Here is a 20,853-nt window from a genome sequence, read left to right on the forward strand (position 1 = left end):
CGCACACTTGCTCACACACGCCCCACAAAGTGCGAGTTCCGTGCTGATCACCTCGGCCGGAACTCGTTCGACCTCGAGAGGAACCGGTACCGATGTCGATCGTCGTACTCGAGAACTACATCAACGGTGAATTCGTCGCCTCAGCCGCGACGGAAACACTCGACCTGATCAACCCCGTGGACGAGAGTGTGGTCGGGCGTACGCCGGTCTCCACGAAGGAAGACGTCGACGCCGCCGTCGAAGCCGCACAGAGAGCATTCGAGACCTGGGGCAAGACGACGCCGAGCGTGCGGCAGGCTGCACTCCTCAAGCTCGCCGACGCCATCGAAGCGCACAGCGACGAAATCGTCGCAGCCGAAAGCGCCAACACCGGCCAGGCTCATCAGATGATCGCCGACGAAGAGGTCAAGGTCGGAGCCGATCAGATGCGGTTCTTCGCCGGAGCCGCACGACTTCTCGAGGGCAAGGCGGCCGGAGAGTACATGGAGGGTTTCACCTCCTACGTCCGTCGTGAGCCGATCGGCGTCGTCGGTCAGGTCACGCCCTGGAACTACCCGTTCATGATGGCGCTGTGGAAGATCGGGCCCGCCCTCGCGGCCGGCAACACGATCGTCCTCAAGCCCAGCGACACCACACCGGGCAGCACGCTGGTCCTGGCGAAGCTCTCGAAGGGCATCCTGCCGGACGGCGTGTTCAACGTCGTGCTCGGCAACGGCGGAACCGGCGCGACGTTGGTGGAGAACCCGGCCCTCGGTCTCGTCTCGATCACCGGTTCGGTGCGGGCAGGCATCGCTGTCGCCGTGTCCGCAGCACAGCAGCTCAAGCGCGCGCACCTCGAACTGGGCGGCAAAGCGCCGGCGATCGTCTTCGGCGACGTCGACATCGAGAAGACCGCCACCGGCATCGCCGAGGCAGCGTTCTTCAACGGCGGCCAGGATTGCACCGCGGCCACTCGCGTGATCGTTCACGAGTCCATCCACGATCAGCTCGTCGAAGCCCTCGTCCGGAACGCCGAGAAGCTGCGCCCCGGAGCGCCTTCCGATCCTGATGCCTTCTACGGCCCGCTCAACAACATCAATCACTTCAACGCCGTGAGCGACAAGATCGCGAACCTGCCGGCGTCGGCCAAGATCGTTACCGGCGGAAAGCGTTCGGGCGAAACCGGATTCTTCTTCGAGCCGACCGTCATCACCGGCGTCGCGCAATCGGACGACATCGTGCAGGAAGAGACTTTCGGTCCTATCCTCACAGTCCAGAGCTTCTCCGACGAGAAGGAGGCGATCACGCTTGCCAACGACGTTCGGTTCGGCCTGGCCTCGAGCATCTGGACCAAGGATCACGGTGTCACGCAACGCGTCTCCGCTGCTCTCGACTTCGGTGCGGTGTGGATCAACTGCCACATCCCGCTCGTCGCCGAAATGCCGCACGGCGGCTTCAAGTATTCCGGTTACGGCAAGGATCTCTCGGCCTACGGAGTCGAGGACTACACCCGTCTCAAGCACGTCATGAGTTCGCACGACTGAGTCGCCGCCCCTCCTGCTGTGCGCCTTTATCAACCCCCCGCGGTTAATAAAGGCGCACAGCAGATTCCTCCAATCCGGAAAAGAGCCACCATGCGCCTTATCGTCGGATACCTCGCCACACCCAGCGGTAAAGACGGGCTGGTCCTCGGGGCCCAGCTCGCGCGCAGTCTCGGCGCGCAACTCGACATCTGCATGGTCCTCCCACCGGATCGGACACTGCCCGCCAAGGTTCCCTCCGAAGCCGGCTACGACGACATCCTCGCCGCGCGTGCACACGACTGGCTCGCCGAGGCGAAAGCGTCGGTGCCCGAGGACATCCAGGTGGAAGTACACCTGAGCTTCCACGAGTCGTTCGCTCAGGGCCTGCTCGACGAAGTGGACCGACTGAATGCGCTCGCGATCGTGGTGGGAGCTTCCGGCGACGGTCTGCTCGGCCGTCACGCGATCGGTTCGGTCTCGACCGAACTGCTTCACTCCGCCCATGTCCCGGTAGCGCTGGCGCCTCGCGGAACGCGGCACTCGGCGGCCACTGCGATACGAGAGGTCACCTGTGCACTCGGCACCCGTGTCGGCGCCGACATCGTCTTGAACACCGCCGTGCGCGCCAGCGAACTGATGCAGGTTCCGTTGCGACTGGTCTCACTGGTAGCGCTCGACCCCCAGAACGATCTGCGCGATCATCGCGACACCGCCGAGTCGGCCAGGGAGCGTGCACGAAATCACGCTCAGGACACACTCGACGTCGCAAGAGCCGCGCTCCCCGCGGAGTTCCCCATCGAGGTCATCATTGCCGACGGATCTACCGTGGAATCGGCAGTGCGTCAACTGGACTGGCAGGACGGCGACCTCGTGATGGTCGGTTCCAGCCGTCTCGCGCAGCCCCGCAAACTGTTCCTGGGCTCGACCGCCGCCAAGATGCTGCGCGTGCTGCCCGTTCCCATGGTCGTAGTGCCCAAGCACGAATTCACCCAGCCGGAGGCACTGTCATGACCAGCACCGAACTGAGTTCCAAAGGCCTCGCCACCGGCAAGATCGGCATGATCTCCGGCGCGGTGCTCGGAATCTCCTCCGTGGCACCGGGTTACACCCTGACGGCCAGCATCGGATTGATCGTCGCTGCGGTCGGTCTCAAGATGCCCGCCATCTTCATCGCCGGCTTCATCCCGATGTTCCTCACCGCGTACGCGTACCGCGAACTGAACTCCGACACTCCTGACTGCGGAGCGTCATTCACGTGGTCCACCAAGGCATTCGGACCGTACGTCGGCTGGATGTGCGGCTGGGGCATGGTGATCGCCACCATCATCGTGCTCTCGAACCTCGCTGCGATTGCCGTCGACTTCTTCTATCTGTTCATCGCGCGGGTGGCCGACAATCCCTCCATCGCCGATCTGCCGGGCAATAAATTCGTCAACGTCGGCACCACGCTGGTGTTCATCGCGTTGGCCACCTGGATTGCCAGTCGGGGAATCACCACCAGCGAGCGCGTACAGTTCGCGCTCGTCGGCTTCCAGATGGTGCTGCTGGTCGTCTTCGCCGTCGTTGCACTGGTTCACGTCGGCGCCGGCGACGCCCCGGCCGGATTGTCCTTCGACCTGAGTTGGTTCAACCCGTTCAGCGGGCTCGCCATCGGTGCGTTTGTCATCGGACTCACCGGATCGATCTTCGCGTTCTGGGGCTGGGATACCTGTCTCACGCTGGGCGAGGAGTCGAAGAACCCCAAGAAGACCCCCGGCCGCGCCGGTTTGCTCTGTGTCGCAACCATTCTCCTTACCTACCTGCTGGTCGCCGTTGCCGCGATGATGTACGCCGGCGTCGGCGAGGAAGGCCTCGGCCTCGGCAATCCCGACAACTCCGAGAACGTCTTCGGCGCTCTGGCCGACCCGGTCCTGGGCAACTGGGGCGGAATGCTTCTGTTCCTCGCGGTCTTCGTCTCTTCAGTCGCCAGCCTGCAGACCACGTTCCTGCCCGCGGCACGAACCATGCTCGCCATGGGTGCATACGGAGCTTTCCCCAAGAAGCTCGCCGAGGTCTCGCCTCGGTTCCTGGTGCCGTCGTACGCGACCGTCGTGGCAGGCGCGGTAACCGCAGTGTTCTACAGCGTCGTCACGTTCCTGTCCGAAAGTGCTCTGCTCGACACGATCGCCGCACTCGGCATCATGATCTGCTGGTACTACGGCATCACCGCATTCGCGTGCGTGTGGTACTTCCGCAAGACGCTTTTCGAGAGCGTACGAAACTTCGTCTTCCGGCTCGCGTTCCCACTCATCGGTGGTCTCATGCTGCTTGCGGTGTTCGTCATTTCGGTCCAGGAGAGTATGAATCCGGACAATGCCAGCGGAGCATCCATCGGCGGAATCGGCCTGGTCTTCTTCCTCGGCTTCGGAATCCTCATCCTCGGCGCGGTACTGATGATGGTCATGCGAGTGCGCAATCCCGAGTTCTTCGAGGGCAAGACCCTCAACCGCGACACGGAGGCTCTGCGCGACGAGAACGACCTCAGCGTGTCTTAGGAGACAGTAGGTTCGGGGGCCTGAGCGATCAGGCCCGCCATCAATACGCGCAAGCCGAATTCGAAGGCGGCGTCGGCACGTTCGGGATTTTTCCCGGATGTTGCCAACGCCGCCTTCATCGCGTCGTTGGCTTCGGGTCCCGACGCCCACTGGACGTCCGGCGCCGCCAGGTCCAAGGCCGAACCGAGAACAAAACTGTCGACGGTCGTGATCGCGTGCAGTGTTTCGGTCGGGTCGAAGCCACCATCGTCAAATGCCTGCGCCAATGCGTTGTACAGAGTGAACGCCACACCGGCCTGCACCGTCTGGGCCGTGAAGAGCGGAATCAGACGAGGATGCGCGGCGTAGCTTCGCCGGTACTCGGCTGCCAGCGCCGCGACGGTCTCACTCCAGGTCCCCGAGGCCGACTCGACGTCGATTCCTGCCATCAGCTGAGCCCTCATCAGTTCGACGATCTCGGCTCGTCCGGAAACGTGGTTGTAGAGCGAGGACGGTCGAACCTTCAGTCTTGCGGCGAGTCCCGGCATGGTGAAGTCGCCGGATTCGTCCACCGACTCGATCGCTGCCTCGGTGATGATCGCCGGTGAGAGCAGTCGTTGCGATGGCCGCGGCATATGTCCTCCTGTAGTGATCCACACCGTTCGGGGCGCTGCAAAAAACAATTCCTCGAAAGTCCTTGATCAATCAGCGCTCACCCACCATACTTAACGAATCACATTCGTTTTACGTTGAACGTCGAATACCCGAGCACCGAGGAAACCCCATGCTGACGATCACCGCCCTCACCCCACCCGAGTCACCGGCCGCGACTTCGCCGTCCACGTCCACCCCTCTGCGTGTAGGTCTCGTCCAACATCGCTGGCACGAGGACCAAGACGACCTCCACGCTGAATTGAGCGAAGGCATTGCGTCCGCAGCGAAGCTGGGCGCTTCCGTGGTCTTTCTTCCGGAGCTGACGCTCAGCCGCTACCCCGCCTCCACCCCGGCCGGCGACAATCCCGGACGCGCGGCGGAAGACCTGCTCACCGGACCCACTTTCGCCTTCGCCACCAAGGCCGCCGCGGAGAACCAGGTTCTCGTTCACGCGTCGTTGTACGAGCGCAGCGACGCCGAGGACGGCCTGGGCTTCAACACCGCGATCCTGGTCTCGCCCGGGGGTGAACTTCTCGGTCGTACCCGCAAGCTCCACATTCCGGTGACGGCCGGGTACTACGAGGACACGTACTTTCGCGGCGGTCCGTCCGAGGACGCATACCCCGTTCACGAGGCACTCGGCGCCAAGTTCGGACTCCCGACATGCTGGGACGAGTGGTTCCCCGAGGTCGCACGTGCATACTCCCTCGCCGGTGCCCAGGTCCTGGTGTACCCGACGGCGATCGGCTCGGAACCCGATCACCCGAACTTCGACACCCAACCGCTGTGGCAGCAAGTGATCGTCGGAAACGGTGTCGCCAACGGCACTTTCATGGTTGTCCCCAATCGCCACGGCAGTGAAGGTCTCATCACCTTCTACGGTTCGTCGTTCATCTCGGACCCGTACGGACGCATCCTCGTTCAGGCTCCGCGCGACGAATCAGCCGTCCTGGTCGCAGATCTCGACCTGCAGCACCGTGAAGACTGGCTTGCGCTGTTCCCGTTCCTGGCCACTCGCCGACCCGACACCTACTCGGCCCTGACCGCACCGGTGAACACTGCAGGAGCGAACCGATGACCTGGCGCATGCCCGCGGAAAGTGAGCCGCACGAACGTACCTGGATGGCGTACCCGAGCGCCGGATACTCTCTCGGGGACACTGCGGAAGAGCAGCACGAAGCGCGCTCGACGTGGGCGGCCGTCGCCCACGCCGTCGCCGAATTCGAGCCGGTCACCGTCGTCGTCGATCCCGCCGAAGTCGAAGAAGCACGAAAGTACCTGTCCGAGAAGGTCGACATCGTCGAGGCACCTCTCAACGACGCGTGGATGCGCGACATCGGACCGACGTTCGTCCTGTCCGACGAAGGCCGTCTCGGCGGAGTTGACTGGGTGTTCAACGGCTGGGGTGCACAGGATTGGGCGCAGTGGGACAAGGACTCGAAGATCGGCGCATTTGTCGTCGAACAATCCGGTGCCCAGTTGATCGACTCACCAATCGTCAACGAGGGCGGCGGTATTGCGGTCGACGGTCTCGGCACCGTCTTGGTCACCGACACCGTCCAACTCGATCCGGGACGAAACCCCGACCTGACGAAGGCCGACATCGAGGCCGAACTCGCCCGCACCATCGGCGCCAAGCACGTGATCTGGCTTCCCCGCGGATTGACTCGCGATCAGGAGACGTACGGAACGCGCGGACACGTCGACATCGTCGCTGCCATCTCTTCCCCCGGAGTTGTACTCGTCCATGACCAACGCAATCCGGTGCACCCCGACTACGCCGTCAGCAAGACGATCATCGAGTTGTTCGAAAGCTCGACGGACGTCGGCGGTCGGCCGTGGAAGGTCATTCGGGTACCTGCGCCCGAGATCCTGCGCGACGACGAGGGATTCGTCGACTACAGCTACATCAACCATCTCGTGGTCAATCGCGGAGTGATCGCCTGCAGCTTCGACGATCCGGCCGACGCCGAAGCGGCCCGGATCCTTGCGGCCGCCTACCCCGGGCGCACCGTCGTCACCGTCGACGCCAGACCGCTGTTCGAACGTGGCGGCGGCATCCACTGCATCACCCAGCACCAGCCCGCTGAACAAGACTGACGGCGGCAGAATTAGCGGCGACCTCGCATGTAGTCACTCACGACCGCGGCGCCGAGGCCGTCCAGGTCCGGCGCGATGACGCGTCCACCCACACGGTGCGCCATCCGGTCGACCACCCTGGCCAGACCTGGATCCTCGCCGAGGCGGAAGAACGTGACCTTGGCGCCCAGCCTGGCCACCGCGTCGAGTGCTCGAACCGTCAAACCGAGGGTTCGCGCACTCGGCGGGTAGTCGAACCTGGCTTCTCCGTCCGCTTCGAGATGAGCCGTCGGCTCACCGTCGGTGACGATCAGTACCACCGGCTGTGCGTTGGAGTGGCGTCGAAGATGCCTGGCCGCCAACAACAGTGCGTGGTGCAGGTTGGTTCCCTGGTCCCACGCGCCGTCCAAACCAGCGAGCTCCGACGGGCTCAGCACGTGCGCGTGGCGTCCGAAGGCGATCAACTGGAGTTCGTCGCTGCGAAATCGCGTACTCACCAGATGATTGAGTGCCAGAGCGGTGCGCTTCATCGGCACCCAGCGATCCTCCATCACCATCGAGAACGACGTGTCCACCAGGAGAGCAACCGCAGCCTGACTGCGCTGTTCGGTTTCGGCCACCTCGACATCGACGACGCTCAGCCGCACCGGCATTCGGCCCGGGTCACGCAGGACGGCGTTGGTGATGGTTCTCGTGACGTCCCACGGTTCCGTGTCCCCGAATTCCCATTCGCGGGACGCTCCGGTCGGTTCACCCATCGCACCGGCCCGACGCGTATCGCGTTGACCGGTTCGTGACGACAGTTGCCCGGCGACATCGCGCAGAGCAGTCTGTCCGAGCTGTCGCATGGCTTTGGGCGACAAGCGCCATTGACCATCCGGTGCACGATCGAAGAAACCCTGTTCCTGCAAAGCCTTTTCGAGATCGGCCAGGGTGCGAGCATCAGCGGCGGCTTCGTCGCCGAGTTGCCGCGCGAGTAGCTCGGGGTCGATGTCGTCGAGCGCCGCGCCCGCGTATTGCTGCGACAGTTGATCCGCCAAGGATTCCAGCTCGGCGATGTCCTGCAGGGCACCGGTCCCCTCACCCAACCCCATTCCGTTGTCGCCGCGGAACTGTTGCGAACCTTCCCAGTCCTCACCCGGCCGAGCCGCCTGAAGGAACTGGTCGAGTTGACTCAGCTCACTCATCAGGCTCGGATCGCCGAACGCCTGCTGCGCCAACGCATCCAACTCGTCACGCTGCTCCTGCGAGAGCGAGTTACGCAATCGTTGTGCGGCCGCCGCGCGCTGCGCCAACGAATCCAGAAGTTCGTCGACGTTGCGCGGGTTGTCCGGGAAATACTGCCCGTGCTTGTCCATGAACTCCGCGAACTGCTCCGCAGTGTCGACACCCCGAGAGTGCGCGTCGAGCAGTTGATTCAGATCTGCCAGCATCTGGCGAATCTGCTCACGATCCTCGTCGGTAGCGCCCTCGAGTGCCTGCTTCATTCCTGAGAAGCGTTGATCGAGGACCTCACGTCCGAGCAGATCACGAATCTTCTCGTAATCCGCGCGAGCCTGTTCGCTGCGCCAGTTGTAGTCGGCCAGATCTTGCACGGCCTGAGCTGTCGACGGCGGTAACTCCTCGATCCGCATTTCGTTGAATCGTGCGTCGTCGTCGAGAGCACGTGCCAGTTCTTTGCGCTCTTCGAGCACCGCCTTGTCGAGAAGCTTGCGAACCTCGTCGAGAGTTCCGTCGAGATTGTTGCGGCGCAGCAACTCGCGTCGACGCCGGTTCGCCTGGGCGGCAAGGTCGTCGAGCCCGCGCATGTCCCGGTTGCCTCGGCGCAGGAGCTCTCGGAGGGCATGGCGCGGCGACGTGCCCGACAACACGTCGTCGCCGATTGCTGCCAGGGCCTCGCGCAGATCCACGGGAGGCGCCAGCGGATCGGGACCACCGTCGTAAGGCCCATACCGCGGATTGTGGATCATCACTGCCCCTTACGAATACACCGAGCGGCCGCCCGGGCCTTGATCTTTGGAGATCCGGCGCGCGAGGTAAAGCCCTTCGAGGGCAAGTTCGGCACCGGCGGCACGCTCGCCGTCGGATTGCGCACCGAGACGTTCGGCTACTTCGTCCAGGACCTCGAGGTCCGGAAGCTCGTCGAGAAATGCCTTGGCCGTGACAGATTCACCGGTGACGATCGTGTTGCCCATCTCCACCGCAGCAACCAGCATCCCCAGGTCGATCCCGCCGAGACGTACCCGAACCGTATCGGCGGTCGCGCGACGCAGCAGGTGCTCGAGCACCTCCAGTTCCCGTCCCTCTTCACCGGATTCGAACTCGACCTTGCCGCGAAGAACCTCGACCACGGACTCGAGATCGACGGGCCGTGCAACAGGATCGGCTTCGCCGAGCACCGCTGCCCGTCGTACCGCGGCGGCACTGACGGTTTCCGCGCCGGCGACGGCAAAGCGTGCCGACACACCCGATCGCTGATCCACCGAGGTGGATTCGCGGAGCAGGCGAGTGAATCTGGCAAGAATTTCGAGAAGGTAGTCGGGCACCTCCGCGGCCAGGTGCGCCTCCTGCTCGATCACCGCGATCTCGCCCGCCAACTCGACGGGGTAGTGAGTACGGATCTCGGCGCCGAAGCGGTCCTTGAGTGGTGTGATGATGCGCCCGCGGTTGGTGTAGTCCTCGGGGTTGGCGCTCGCGACCAGAAGAACGTCCAACGGAAGCCGAAGCGTGTACCCGCGGACCTGGATGTCCCGCTCTTCCATCACGTTGAGCAACGAGACCTGGATGCGTTCGGCGAGGTCGGGAAGCTCGTTGATGGCCACGATTCCGCGATGCGCGCGAGGCACGAGGCCGAAGTGAATGGTCTCCGGATCGCCGAGGCTCCGGCCTTCGGCAACCTTGACCGGATCGACGTCGCCGATCAGGTCGGCGACCGAGGTATCCGGCGTCGCCAACTTCTCGGAGTACCGCTCGCTGCGGTGGCGCCAGGCGATCGGGAGGTCGTCGCCCAGCTCCTTGGCTCGACGTATCGAAGCCGGGGTGATCGGCTCGTACGGGTGCTCCCCCAGTTCCGAGCCTTCGATGACGGGCGTCCACTCGTCGAGCAGGAGCCCGAGAGTGCGAAGCAGCCTCGTCTTTCCCTGACCTCGTTCGCCGAGCAGAACCACGTCGTGGCCGGCGATCAGCGCCCGCTCGAGTTGCGGGGCGACCGTGTCCTCGAACCCGACTATCCCGGGCCAGGGGTCACGGCCATCCCGCAACGCGGCGAGAAGATTCTCTCGTAGTTCTTCCTTGACACTTCGCTGTACGTGTCCGGAGGCGCGTAGCTCTCCGAGGGTTTTTGCGACAGTCACCACTCCACGCTACGAGTGTTTTCGGGGTTTCGCCTCTCGCCGAGCAAGTTCGGTCGCTCAGCCCTCGATGTTCTCGGGATTCATCCAGATGATTTCCCAGATGTGGCCATCGGGATCCTGGAAGCTGCGGCTGTACATGAAGCCGTGATCCTGCGTCGCGTTTCCCTCGGAACCGCCGGTCGCGAGCGCCTTGTCGACGAGGGCGTCGACGGCCTCACGGGTCTCGGCCGAGAGACCGAGCAGCGCTTCCGTCGACGTCGAGGTGTCGGCGATGCCCTTGGTGGTGAAGGTCTTGAAGAAGGGCTCGGCCAAAAGCATCACGACGATGGTGTCACTGATGACCATCGACGACGCATTCTCGTCGGAGAACTGCGTGTTCTTGGAGTATCCGAGGCCCTCGTAGAAGGTGGTGGCCTTGCCGAGGTCCTTGACGGGCAGGTTGAGGAAGAACATCGGCTGCGGGTTTGTCGCCATGAAAGGTCCTTTCCGAGACTTTGCTGTGCGCCTTTATTAACCGCCGGCGGTTAATAAAGGCGCACAGTAGACCTAAACTCCACCCATGGATACCTGGGTGTTGCCGGCCATGCTCGGCCTCGGACTCGCCGCAGCGTCCGGAATGAGAACCTTCCTGCCGCTGCTGATGCTCAGCGCTGCCGTCCACTTCGAACTGTTCGGGATCACCGTCGGCGAGTCGATGCGGTGGATCGGATCGACCGGCGCGCTGGTCGCATTGGCAATCGCCGCGGTGGTCGAACTGGGTGCCGACCTCATTCCGTTCGTGGACAACGCACTCTCGGTGATCGGGAACGTCACCGGACCTATCGCCGGAGTGATCGCGGCCTGGGCGGCCTTCAGCCACCTCGACCCTGCGATTGCCGCGTTGGCGGGCATCATCGTCGGAGCGCCGACGGCGTTGACATTCAGCGCCGCCCAGACCGGCACGCGCGCGGTCAGTACGGCCACTACCGGTGGACTGGCGAATCTCGTCGTCTCCGTCATCGAGGATGTGCTGACTTTCTTCACTTCCTTGATCGCGATGATCTTGCCGCTCCTGATCATTCCCCTGCTCGCCGCGCTCTTGTGGTTCAGCTGGCGTGGCTGGCGTCGTGTCCGGAGTCTGCGCACCGCCTGACCGCACCGACCTGGTAGACAAGTCGTCATGTCCGACACCGAGATCTCGTTCCAATCCGGCGACGTCACCCTGTACGGGAGTCTTCGCCTGGCCGCCTCACCCGACGCCCCTGCCCCGGCCGCGCTGATTCTGGCCGGCAGCGGCCCCACCGATCGCAACGGCGACAGCGCCCTCCTCGAAGGCGACATCGGAACTCTGCGGTTCATCGCGGATCTTCTTGAAAATCAAGGGATTTCAAGCCTGCGTTACGACAAGCTCGGCAGTGGCGAAACCGCCCTCGGCGACTACGAGATCGAGGACATCGCCGATCTCGGCTTCAACACTTTTGTCGACGCCGCCTCCGACGGACTGGACTACCTCGCCGGGCAACCCGGTGTCGATCCCGAGCGCTTGTTCGTGGTCGGACACAGCGACGGCGCCGTAGTCGCACTGGCTCTCGCCACCGCGAAGGAGGGCGCCAGAGTCAGTGCCCTCGCACTGCTCGAGCCACTGAGCGTCAGACTTCTCGATCTACTCACGACGCAGATTCACCGCCAGCTCGATGCGGTCGTCGGCGCCGGTCAGTTGCCGGTCGAACTGGCTGACGAACTGCGCGTCGCGCTCGCCGATGCCGTCGAGTCGCTGCGATCCGAGGGCACTGTTCCGGATGACCTGCCCGAGCCGCTGCAGAATGCGGGACTCGTACACGCCAATGCCAAGGCACTCGCCGAGGAAGACGCATTGGACCCGGTTGCGCTCGTGGCGGCGCTACCGGCGGGCATGCCCGTTCTCACGAGCTGCTCGGACAAGGACATCCAAGTCATTCCCGCCGATGTCGCGGCACTCGACGCCGCGCTCTCACATACAGCGCTGACTTCCGTGCGGATGCGCAACGCCAACTTCGTACTCAAGGACATCGGCGACGAACAGTCCACCGGTGCCGACTACGTCGCGCCGCTTCCGTACTCGGCAGAGTTCTCGGAGCCCTTCACAGCGTGGGTCCGTTCGTTCTCCTGATCACGCACAGACCGAACGTCCTCTTTTTCAGGTAGAAAGTTCCCTCCGCGAACCATCGCGGAGGGAATTCTGCTTTCTACGCCTGACCTGCAATGAAGACTCTTTCAATCCAGCGAACCTGGGGACAGAAGTCACCCGGAGTTTACGTTCGCGGCGCTTTTTATTGGTGCGAACCCTCGATCCGTGCTGTACGGTCATCCATTAACCAGCAACGCCACACAGAAAGGAACGGACATCATGTCGCTACACCCGCACGTCGTATCCGTACCTTCGTGGCGCAGCTGCACCGCAGACAAGCACATTTTTTCGGCCGCAATGTCGGCCAAGCACATGGGCAACAAGCGCGGTGTACCCCGAGAATGATCCCCAGTTTCACCGGATTCGTTCTCGGGCACCCAGGGCAAACGCCTCGGGTGCCTTTTCTTTTACCTTTCACACGCAGGAGCACCACATGAAACTTCGAGTCAACCAACTGTCCATCGCGCCGCCGTATGTCGATCTGCCCGGTGACCTCACCGGATACGCCGTCACCCTGGATCTTTCACACTCCGATGCGGCCCACGAAGCTACCCTCGGCGCATTGATCAGCGAGATCCGCAGTCGCGGAGCCTCACGCGTCGTCATCACCGGCTCACCGCGCGAACTCCAGGGCACCCACAGCAGCGCCGCCTGAAAGACCCGGGCGGCCTGAATGCAGAACGGGCCCCGAACTCCCGTTGAGGAGTCGAGGCCCGCTACCGACGTAGGAGTCAGTGCGCGAAGTGGCGCGCACCGGTCAGATAGAGAGTGACACCGGCTTCCTTGGCTGCGGCAATCACTTCGTTGTCGCGAACCGAACCACCCGGCTGCACAACAGCCTTGACGCCGGCGTTGAGCAGCACCTGCAGACCGTCAGGGAACGGGAAGAACGCGTCCGAAGCTGCAACCGAACCTACGACGCGGTCACCGGCTCGCTGAACAGCCAGATGCGCTGCGTCGACGCGGTTGACCTGGCCCATGCCGACGCCGACAGAGGCACCGCCGGAGGCCAGCAGGATCGCGTTGGACTTCACCGAACGGCTGGCGCGCCAAGCAAATTCGAGGTCAGCGAGAGTCTCGGCATCGGCAGCCTCACCGTTGGCGAGGGTCCAGTTGGCCGGGTTGTCGCCGTCGGCGTCCAGGACGTCGCGCTGCTGGAGCAAGGTACCGCCGGAGATCGGACGCAGTTCGATTCCGGTAGCGGTCGGAGCGGCTGCCTTCAGAACACGAATGTTCTTCTTACGCTGCAGAACCTCGACAGCTCCGTCTTCGTACGAGGGCGCGATGACGACCTCGGTGAAGATGTCGGCGATCTGCTCGGCCAGTTCGACGGTGACCTCGCGGTTGGCAGCGATCACACCACCGAAAGCACTGACCGGATCGCATGCATGCGCCTTGCGGTGGGCGTCGGCGATGTCGGTGCCGATGGCGATGCCACACGGGTTGGCGTGCTTGATGATTGCGACGGCCGGATCAGTGAAGTCGTACGCTGCGCGCCACGCTGCGTCGGAGTCCGTGTAGTTGTTGTACGACATCTCCTTGCCGTGCAACTGCTCCGCCTGAGCCAAACCTGCAGGCGCAGCCGGGTTTTCGTACAGCGCAGCGTCCTGGTGCGGGTTCTCGCCGTAGCGAAGAACAGCGCTGCGGTTCCAGGTCGCACCGACCCAGGCCGGGAACAGCGAACCGTCCTCGTCAGCTGCGATCGTGCTCGTCATCCAGCTCGCAACCGCGACGTCGTACGACGCAGTGTGCTGGAAAGCCTGCGCTGCAAGCACAGTGCGCTCACGCAAGGTGAATCCGCCACCGGCAACGGCAGTCAGGACGTCGGCGTACCGAGCCGGATCGACCACGACGGCAACCGACGGATGGTTCTTGGCTGCAGCACGCACCATCGACGGGCCGCCGATGTCGATCTGCTCGACGCACTCGTCCGGGCTAGCGCCCGAGGCAACCGTCTTGGTGAAGGGGTACAGGTTCACGACAACCAATTCGAAGGTCGCGATGCCGAGTTCCTCGAGCTGAGCGAGGTGATCCGGCTTGCGGGTATCGGCGAGAACGCCGGCGTGGACGCGCGGATGCAGCGTCTTCACACGGCCTTCGAGGCATTCCGGGAATCCGGTCAGAGCCTCGACCGGGGTCACGGGGATTCCGGCGTCGGCGATCTTCGACGCGGTCGAACCGGTCGAGACCAACTCGACACCGGCCTCGTGCAGGCCCGTGGCCAGCTCGATCAGACCACTCTTGTCGTAGACGCTGACAAGTGCACGGCGCACAGCCTTGCGTTCACTCACTGGGGATCACGGCCTTTCGTCCATCGGAAACCACTCCGCGCGTAGCAACAGCGGCGATGACGTCCGCCAACAACCGTCGCTCCACAATTTTGATGCGTTCATGCAACGAAGACTCGGTGTCGTCGTCATGCACCGGCACAGCTTCCTGCGCCAAGATCGGCCCGGTATCAACTCCGCCGTCGACGAGATGCACCGTGGAACCGGTGACCTTCACGCCGTACGCCAGAGCGTCGGGAACCGCGTGCGCGCCGGGAAAGGCAGGCAGCAACGCGGGATGAGTGTTGATGATTCGGCCGCCGAAACGCGCGAGAAAGCTGGGGCCGAGGATTTTCATGAAGCCTGCGCTGACCACGAGATCGGGTTCGTACTCGGCCACTGCTGCTGTCAGCGCCTCGTCCCAGGCGGCACGATTTTCGTAGGTCTTGATCGAGACCTTGAAGGACGGGATCTTCGAATCCGCAGCGTGCTCGGCGGCGAGGCAGTCACGATCTACACCGACGGCAACGATCTCGGCGGGGTATCCCTCGGCATGCGAAGCGTCGATCAGCGAAGTCAGCAGGGTTCCAGTGCCGGAAGCGAGTACGACTACCCGCGCGACAGAGTCGCGAAATTGGACCCTGTCGGGCATTGTCGGCTGCGGATTGTCGGCCGAGGCAGTCAGCGCACTACTCCTGAGAACTGGAAGATGATGCGGCCGGAGTATCGGCCGCATGACAGCCTAGTCGCTGGACTCCTGCGGCTTCGAGGGCAGGTCGGTCTCCGGCTCCGCCCCGGCTGTGGGGTCCGCCTCGGGTGCCGCGACAACCTCCGCGTCGACTACTTCGATCTCGACGGTTTCCTCTTTCACTACCTGCACGGGTTCGCCTGATTCCTCGACAATTTCGGCTTCGACGACCTTGGTCACTACCACCGCAGATTCCTGGGCGAGCACTTCGTCGGCGTTTTCGTCGTCCTCGCCATCCGTTGTGGCCGCGGCCGTGATCGCAAGTTCGGGCTCGGATGCTCGAGCCGGTTCAGCCGTCGGCGGCGCAACCTCGTCCTTCATGTGTCCGCGGTGTGAGAACCACATCGCGAACAGCGCCGAGACGGTTCCGAACAATCCCAGCCACGCAAAAGTCAGAAGACCGAAGCCCCACCACAGGACCTCGACGGTGCCGAACTGCCCGAGGTCTCCCCCCGCAGCAAGGGCAAGCAGAGCCATGACGACGCCGGCACCGGCAGCTGCCGTCAGCACTGCGAGCACACTGTCCTGCCCGGCGATGCGTCGAGCGCAATCACGGCCGAGCATCACACCCACCGCAGCCGGAACGATCAACAGCACCGGCCAGATTCCGCCGGCGACGCCTTCCGGAACCGCTCCGAGAAGGGGCAAGGGTGGCAGATCTCCACCGATGTTGCCGAACACGCTGATGGAGACGTTTCCGAAATCGGCCGTCGATCCCGTCATCACCGCGGCTGCACCGACCACGAGGTTCGGCAGGTAGAGCAGCGACAACACCGTCAATCCCAGTACGCCGACAAACCCGTTGCCGCGTGCGAGTAGGTCACCGACCGTCGACCACGACACGAGTAGCGACACCACAACGGCCACGGCGCCCGCAGCCAGCAGCGCTGCCGACGCAGCCGCGGCCGGACGAACAGCGGCAGATGCCCACGGCGGAATCTCGGCGACGACGCGATCCCAGTGCGCAGCAGCAACACCGACGGACGCGGCGATCAGGTGAATCCCGGCGACCCAGCCGAAAGCGGCCAACGTGTTGGGGCTCGACAGCGGAATTGCCGCGGAGGCGTCGGCGACAACGGCGAGAGCGATTGCCGTGATAGTCAACGGTCCGGCTACCGCCGCCCCCACCAGGCGGAGGGTGTCGTCACGGGAGTCGGTGTGCACCGCAGTCGACGCGCATCGGCGTGCGACCACCCACATCATGACGGCCGTCGGAAGCAATGGCAGTACACCGAGTTGGACGCCGCTGATAGTCGCCGGCACCTGGTGGATGACCAACCAGGTGGTGGCAATGGCGCCGAAGGTTCCGGTCAGGTCGCTGCTCGCCGATACCAAAGTGACCACGACGACAGCCGCGATCAGCAGCATCGTCAGGCCCGACGGTCGGAAGGCGACGGTCAGCAGCTTGCGCGCCAGGTCCGGGTTCGGTCCCGGGCGACCGCCGCCGACGCGGCCGCTGCCAGTACGACCACGTCCGGGTCGTGAGGACGTGGGACGGGACCGGGTGCCATCAATCAAAGAACTCATCCCCTCGAGGGTTTCACTCGACAGTGCGCCGCGCACTCAGGCGCGCCGTCGGGCTCACGGAATGTGGCCTCCACCCGCAGCGGGTCGGAGGCCACATTCATGTTCGTGAAACGAAGAAGTACTACTGCTGACGCTCGTCGGGGTTCTGCGAGCCGAAGACCTTGGTCTCGGCCGCGGAATCGCTGCTGCCCTGGTCAGGTTCCGCAGACGGCGTCGGCGCTTCGAAGGTAGGCGGCTCGAAGCCCGTCGGCTGCTCGGTCGAGCCAGTCTGCTGCTGGTTGTACGGCTGGCCGTAACCGCGTGGAGCGGTGAACTGATCCGACGAGTAACTCGGGTTCGGCTGACTCGCGGGCTGAGAGGTCAGCGGATAGTAAGACGACGTCGTCGCGGCCGACGAGTCGGTCTGTCCGGGATTCTGCACAGGGTTCTGACCGTAGGGAGGCGCAGTCTGGCCGTAAGGCTGCGAAGCGGTCGGGTCTGTGGGGGCGGCGTGCGCTCCCCCGTATCCCTGCTGCTGCGCCTGCCCGTACTGCGGATTCTGCTGGTACTGGCCCGGCTGCTGAGCCTGCTGAGGCTGGCCGTACTGAGCCTGTCCGTATCCCTGTGGCTGACCGGGCGCCTGCCCCGGCGCCTGGCCCTGGGGCTGGCCATAGCCCTGCGGCTGACCGTACTGCTGAGCTACCGGTCGGGGCGCGGGCGCCTTCAGGATTCCGATCTCGAACAACAACGCGGCGACTGCGACGACGGTCTGCACGAACGAGAGGATCAGCACGATGATCAGGCCCCAACCGAGGCTGATGTCGACGTAGTCGCTGGTACCGACGGAGAATGCGGCGAACACCAAAGCGAAGAAACCCGTGAGGGTGAGCGCTGCTGCAATGCCTGCATACGACTGCTTCGGGAGGAGCGATACGCCCGCGACCACACCGCCGGCGAAAACGAATCCGAGGCCGTAGATGCTCGACTCGAAGAAGCTCGAACTGGTGTCCAGGCCGCTACCGATGCCGCTGCTGCTTCCACTGATCGACGTGAAAGGCGCAAAACCGAGCAGGAAATTGATCAGGCCGAGTGCCGCGACGGCGATGAGCAGGATGAATCCGAGATTCTTGGTTCCACCGCCCGCTGCCGGCTGATTCGGTGGCCCGAAGCTGGGCCCTTGCGGCGTGAACGTCATGACTTCTCCTCGTAGACGGTCTTCGATGGTTACCAGCGTATGTGTCTCGACTTCGCACGCTAACACCGACAGGAGACAATGGGCAGATGCCCTTCACCCTCGCGCCCGGCGCCGACCACGTCGTCGAAACCGAGGTGAAGCACTCACGATTCATCGCCGCGCTTCACCGAGTAGACGACGCCGAAGCCGCCACGGAGTTCGTCGCGGAGCAGAAATCGCTGTATCCCGATGCGCGCCATCATTGTTCGGCTTTCGTGATCGGATACGAGGCGAACTCACGCGTCGAACGTGCACACGACGACGGTGAACCGGGCGGCACTGCCGGGGTGCCGATGCTTCAAGTTCTCAAGTCTCGAGATCTGGTCGATGTGATTGTTGTCGTCACGCGCTATTTCGGCGGAATCAAGCTCGGCGCCGGTGGATTGGTCCGCGCGTATTCGGGAGCGGTCTCGGTGGCTCTCGATTCGGCCGAGCTTGTGGCCAGGGAGAGAAAGGTCCTGCGCACTTTGGCGATCCGGCACTCAGAGGCCGGTCGGGTGGAAGCGGAGCTGAGAGCGCGGGGCGTCTCGGTGCTCGGAACTACGTATGGATCGAAGGCGGTGATGACGCTCGCCGCCGGTGACGCCGACGATCTCGATTCGATCGTCGCATCCATCACATCCGGTGCCGGGCAGTTGGAACCTGCCGGGTCGATGTGGGTCGATACCACTGTGCGTGGTTAAGGAGTCCGGAGACTCCCTAACCACGCACGGGGGCGAAGCCCCTTACAGGGACTGAAGAATCTCGCGAGCGAGAGCAGCGGTGGCGGACGGCGTCTTGCCGACCTTCACGCCTGCAGCTTCGAGAGCTTCCTGCTTGGCCTGAGCCGTACCCGAGGAACCGGAGACGATGGCGCCGGCGTGGCCCATGGTCTTGCCTTCGGGAGCGGTGAAGCCTGCCACGTAGCCGACGACCGGCTTGGTGACGTTGGCCTTGATGTAATCGGCTGCACGCTCTTCCGCGTCGCCACCGATTTCACCGATCATCACGATGACCTTGGTCTCGGGATCCTTCTCGAACGCCTCGATGGCGTCGATGTGGGTGGTTCCGATGACCGGGTCGCCGCCGATGCCGATGGCGGTGGAGAAGCCGAAGTCACGGAGTTCGTACATCATCTGGTAGGTCAGGGTGCCCGACTTGGAGACCAGGCCGATGGGGCCGGTGCCTGCAATGTTGGCGGGCGTGATGCCGACGAGGGCCTCACCCGGGGTGATGATGCCGGGGCAGTTCGGTCCGATGATGCGCGTCTTCTTGCCCTTGGACTCGTTGTACGCCCAAGCGTAAGCGGAGTCCTGAACCGGGATGCCCTCGGTGATGACCACGAGGAGCGGGATCTCCGCGTCGATGGCCTCGACGATGGCGTCCTTCGAGAAGGCCGGGGGAACGAATGCGATGGAGACGTCTGCGCCGGTCTCCTTGATTGCCTCTTCGACCGTCGCGAAGACGGGGAGCTCGACAGGGGAACCGTCAGCAGCAACGTGCGAGACCGTGGTGCCGGCCTTGCGAGCGTTGACGCCGCCGACGACCTGGGTGCCGGCCTTGAGCATCAGAGCGGTGTGCTTGGTGCCCTCGCCGCCGGTGATGCCCTGGACGATGACCTTTGAATCCTTGGTGAGGAAGATTGCCATTGTTCTGTGAGTCCCTTACTTCGCTGCGTGAGCGAGTTCGGCGGCCTTGTCGGCGGCCTCGTCCATGGTTGCGACGACCGTGACCAGCGGGTGGTTGGCCTCGGCGAGGATGCGACGACCCTCTTCGACGTTGTTTCCGTCCAGGCGAACGACGAGCGGCTTGTTGGCCTCGTCACCCAGGGTCTTCAGTGCGCCGACGATGCCGTTGGCAACTGCGTCACACGCGGTGATGCCGCCGAAGACGTTGACGAACACGCTCTTGACCTGTGCATCGTTGAGGATGACATCCAGGCCGGCAGCCATGACTGCAGCGGAAGCTCCGCCGCCGATGTCGAGGAAGTTGGCGGGCTTGACGCCACCGTGGTTCTCGCCGGCGTATGCGACGACGTCCAGGGTGGACATGACCAGGCCTGCGCCGTTGCCGATGATTCCGACCTCACCGTCGAGCTTGACGTAGTTGAGGTCGTTTTCCTTGGCCTTGAGCTCGAGGGGATCGGTAGCGTCGCGATCCTCGAATGCCTCGTGGCCGGGCTGACGGAACGCTGCGTTCTCGTCGAGGGTGACCTTGCCGTCGAGGGCGAGGATCTGATCGTCAGGCGTACGAACGAGGGGGTTGACCTCGACGAGGAGTGCGTCTTCGCCGATGAAGACCTCCCACAGCTTCTGGATCGTCACGGCCGCTGCGTCGAGCACCTCTGCGGGCAGCTTTCCTGCCTCGGCGATGCTGCGCGCGAACGCGAGGTCGACGCCCTTGACTGCGTCGACGGGGATCTTGGCGAGAGCGTCGGGGTTCTCCTCGGCGGTGACCTCGATCTCGACGCCACCCTCTACCGAGCACATGGCCAGGTAGGTGCGGTTGGTGCGGTCGAGCAGGAAGGAGATGTAGTACTCCTCGGCAATGTCACTTGCCTCTGCGACCAGCAGCTTCTTGACGACATGGCCCTTGATGTCCAGGCCCAGGATTGCCTCGGCGTTTGCCACTGCGGCATCCACGTCGGGCGAGTACTTGACGCCACCGGCCTTGCCGCGGCCGCCTACCTTGACCTGTGCCTTCACCATCACGGGCTTACCGATTTCTTCGGCAATCTCGCGTGCGCCGGCGACTGTGTCTGTAACACGTCCAGCCGAAGTCGGCACTCCGTGCTTGGCGAAGAGTTCCTTCGCCTGGTATTCGAAGAGATCCATCTGCTCACCGTCTCGTCTGCGTTGTCACCCGCTCGAGG

At 63.8% G+C, this 20,853-nt stretch carries 19 protein-coding genes; 9 read left to right on the forward strand and 10 right to left on the reverse strand.

The annotated features are described in order from the left end of the window. Positions 1-92: 92 nt before the first annotated feature. The 3 genes from ATN38_RS04455 (at position 93) to ATN38_RS04465 (ending at position 4,036) form a co-directional block, all read left to right on the forward strand. Positions 93-1,523 carry a gamma-aminobutyraldehyde dehydrogenase gene (locus tag ATN38_RS04455; RefSeq protein WP_003946421.1) on the forward strand — a complete coding sequence of 477 codons (1,431 nt, stop codon included), beginning with the start codon at positions 93-95 and terminating at the stop codon, positions 1,521-1,523. A gap of 90 nt (positions 1,524-1,613) precedes the next feature. Beyond that, on the forward strand, positions 1,614-2,513 hold the full coding sequence (locus tag ATN38_RS04460) for a universal stress protein (RefSeq protein WP_007727555.1): 900 nt from the start codon (positions 1,614-1,616) through the stop codon (positions 2,511-2,513). After that, positions 2,510-4,036 (forward strand): APC family permease, encoded by a 1,527-nt coding sequence (locus ATN38_RS04465; RefSeq protein ID WP_003946397.1) that lies wholly within the window; start codon positions 2,510-2,512, stop codon positions 4,034-4,036. The genes ATN38_RS04460 and ATN38_RS04465 overlap by 4 nt, the downstream gene beginning before the upstream one ends. Here the strand turns inward: ATN38_RS04465 and ATN38_RS04470 are convergent. Beyond that, the gene (locus ATN38_RS04470; RefSeq protein ID WP_064443903.1) at positions 4,033-4,650 is read right to left on the reverse strand and encodes a TetR/AcrR family transcriptional regulator C-terminal domain-containing protein; all 618 of its coding nucleotides are present in this window, start codon (positions 4,648-4,650) and stop codon (positions 4,033-4,035) included. The two genes, ATN38_RS04465 and ATN38_RS04470, sit on opposite strands and share 4 nt — an antisense overlap. A gap of 149 nt (positions 4,651-4,799) precedes the next feature. Between ATN38_RS04470 and ATN38_RS04475 the strand changes: the two genes are divergently transcribed. Further along, positions 4,800-5,747: a nitrilase-related carbon-nitrogen hydrolase gene (locus ATN38_RS04475; protein ID WP_003946411.1), complete on the forward strand. Its 948-nt coding sequence runs from the start codon at positions 4,800-4,802 to the stop codon at positions 5,745-5,747. After that, entirely contained in the window at positions 5,744-6,769 is a 1,026-nt protein-coding gene (locus tag ATN38_RS04480; RefSeq protein ID WP_042921315.1) for an agmatine/peptidylarginine deiminase, read from the forward strand. The genes ATN38_RS04475 and ATN38_RS04480 overlap by 4 nt, the downstream gene beginning before the upstream one ends. A gap of 11 nt (positions 6,770-6,780) precedes the next feature. Here the strand turns inward: ATN38_RS04480 and ATN38_RS04485 are convergent, their stop codons facing one another. From ATN38_RS04485 to ATN38_RS04495, 3 genes are read right to left on the reverse strand one after another with little or no spacing between them, the layout of a single operon-like run. Next, the gene (locus tag ATN38_RS04485) at positions 6,781-8,718 is read right to left on the reverse strand and encodes a VWA domain-containing protein (protein ID WP_054826386.1); all 1,938 of its coding nucleotides are present in this window, start codon (positions 8,716-8,718) and stop codon (positions 6,781-6,783) included. A 9-nt stretch (positions 8,719-8,727) separates the two neighbouring features. After that, positions 8,728-10,104: an ATP-binding protein gene (locus ATN38_RS04490; protein WP_102999408.1), complete on the reverse strand. Its 1,377-nt coding sequence runs from the start codon at positions 10,102-10,104 to the stop codon at positions 8,728-8,730. A gap of 54 nt (positions 10,105-10,158) precedes the next feature. Further along, positions 10,159-10,575 (reverse strand): VOC family protein, encoded by a 417-nt coding sequence (locus ATN38_RS04495; RefSeq protein WP_007727590.1) that lies wholly within the window; start codon positions 10,573-10,575, stop codon positions 10,159-10,161. Positions 10,576-10,660: 85 nt separating this feature from the next. Here ATN38_RS04495 and ATN38_RS04500 point away from each other — a divergent pair, with 85 nt between their 5' ends. From ATN38_RS04500 to ATN38_RS04510, 3 genes are all read left to right on the forward strand, one after another. After that, positions 10,661-11,233 (forward strand): DUF4126 domain-containing protein, encoded by a 573-nt coding sequence (locus tag ATN38_RS04500; protein WP_218747626.1) that lies wholly within the window; start codon positions 10,661-10,663, stop codon positions 11,231-11,233. A gap of 27 nt (positions 11,234-11,260) precedes the next feature. After that, the gene (locus ATN38_RS04505; RefSeq protein ID WP_007727595.1) at positions 11,261-12,229 is read left to right on the forward strand and encodes a S9 family peptidase; all 969 of its coding nucleotides are present in this window, start codon (positions 11,261-11,263) and stop codon (positions 12,227-12,229) included. A 451-nt stretch (positions 12,230-12,680) separates the two neighbouring features. After that, the gene (locus tag ATN38_RS04510) at positions 12,681-12,902 is read left to right on the forward strand and encodes a hypothetical protein (RefSeq protein ID WP_003946391.1); all 222 of its coding nucleotides are present in this window, start codon (positions 12,681-12,683) and stop codon (positions 12,900-12,902) included. 76 nt (positions 12,903-12,978) lie between these two features. Here the strand turns inward: ATN38_RS04510 and purH are convergent, their stop codons facing one another. The 4 genes from purH to ATN38_RS04530 all read right to left on the reverse strand — a co-directional run bounded on the left by purH (position 12,979) and on the right by ATN38_RS04530 (position 17,963). After that, positions 12,979-14,538 carry a bifunctional phosphoribosylaminoimidazolecarboxamide formyltransferase/IMP cyclohydrolase gene (gene purH / locus ATN38_RS04515; protein ID WP_054832063.1) on the reverse strand — a complete coding sequence of 520 codons (1,560 nt, stop codon included), beginning with the start codon at positions 14,536-14,538 and terminating at the stop codon, positions 12,979-12,981. Next, positions 14,531-15,250 carry a phosphoribosylglycinamide formyltransferase gene (gene purN, locus ATN38_RS04520; RefSeq protein ID WP_134932150.1) on the reverse strand — a complete coding sequence of 240 codons (720 nt, stop codon included), beginning with the start codon at positions 15,248-15,250 and terminating at the stop codon, positions 14,531-14,533. Before purN ends, purH begins: the two co-directional genes overlap by 8 nt. Positions 15,251-15,256: 6 nt before the next feature. After that, a complete protein-coding gene (locus ATN38_RS04525; protein WP_218747627.1) occupies positions 15,257-16,789 on the reverse strand; it encodes a DUF6350 family protein in 1,533 nt (510 codons plus the stop codon). 121 nt (positions 16,790-16,910) lie between these two features. Then, the gene (locus tag ATN38_RS04530) at positions 16,911-17,963 is read right to left on the reverse strand and encodes a DUF5336 domain-containing protein (protein WP_218747628.1); all 1,053 of its coding nucleotides are present in this window, start codon (positions 17,961-17,963) and stop codon (positions 16,911-16,913) included. An 86-nt stretch (positions 17,964-18,049) separates the two neighbouring features. Between ATN38_RS04530 and ATN38_RS04535 the strand changes: the two genes are divergently transcribed. Beyond that, the gene (locus ATN38_RS04535; protein ID WP_003946418.1) at positions 18,050-18,685 is read left to right on the forward strand and encodes a YigZ family protein; all 636 of its coding nucleotides are present in this window, start codon (positions 18,050-18,052) and stop codon (positions 18,683-18,685) included. Positions 18,686-18,727: 42 nt separating this feature from the next. On the opposite strand, the gene sucD is transcribed toward ATN38_RS04535, so the two are convergent. Both sucD and sucC read right to left on the reverse strand, forming a co-directional pair. Further along, positions 18,728-19,630 carry a succinate--CoA ligase subunit alpha gene (gene sucD, locus ATN38_RS04540; RefSeq protein WP_003946432.1) on the reverse strand — a complete coding sequence of 301 codons (903 nt, stop codon included), beginning with the start codon at positions 19,628-19,630 and terminating at the stop codon, positions 18,728-18,730. Positions 19,631-19,645: 15 nt separating this feature from the next. Next, positions 19,646-20,815 (reverse strand): ADP-forming succinate--CoA ligase subunit beta, encoded by a 1,170-nt coding sequence (gene sucC, locus ATN38_RS04545; protein WP_003946426.1) that lies wholly within the window; start codon positions 20,813-20,815, stop codon positions 19,646-19,648. Positions 20,816-20,853: the final 38 nt, after the last annotated feature.

Source organism: Rhodococcus sp. FH8, assembly GCF_019266085.1.
GTDB lineage: Bacteria > Actinomycetota > Actinomycetes > Mycobacteriales > Mycobacteriaceae > Rhodococcus_F > Rhodococcus_F qingshengii.